The sequence below is a fragment of the Stenotrophomonas sp. GbtcB23 genome, from assembly GCF_019091045.1.
GTDB classification, from domain to species: Bacteria; Pseudomonadota; Gammaproteobacteria; order Xanthomonadales; family Xanthomonadaceae; genus Stenotrophomonas; species Stenotrophomonas rhizophila_A.
In genome coordinates, this window is the sequence record NZ_JAGXKC010000250.1 from 1 (window position 1) to 362 (window position 362).

The 362-nt window shown below is 53.9% G+C and carries 1 protein-coding gene; it reads left to right on the forward strand.

What is annotated here, in order from left to right:
• Nucleotides 1–29: 29 nt before the first annotated feature.
• Nucleotides 30–362, forward strand: a 333-nt coding sequence (locus KVS69_RS18990) for a hypothetical protein (protein WP_217539522.1), incomplete at its 3' end; no start/stop codon positions are given.

Here is a 362-nt window from a genome sequence, read left to right on the forward strand (position 1 = left end):
ACTGGTTCATTTCACAGCCCGGCTCCCAAGTGATCTCCCACCAGGCTGCTGACCGAAAGATCGAGAGGATCGTTAATACCGTTGATCTGATGCTCAGGTCTGCAGGCGGCGGATCGCTATTCTTCATCGCCGATGATGCAAACTTGCTGGAGCAAGCCGCCTTTCAACATTTCATTACAATCGATAACGCGCTGGAGAAGAAGGGCATTTCGCTCTTTGTCATCTTCCTGTTTCAGGACAATCACACTTCCAGCCGGCGCGAAGAGATCAATAGAACCACGGTCACACCTCAGGTCCGTGGGCGCTTCTTGACCCGCTACCATCGCCTGCATGGAATTCGTGGGGCCCTGGACGTTGTGACG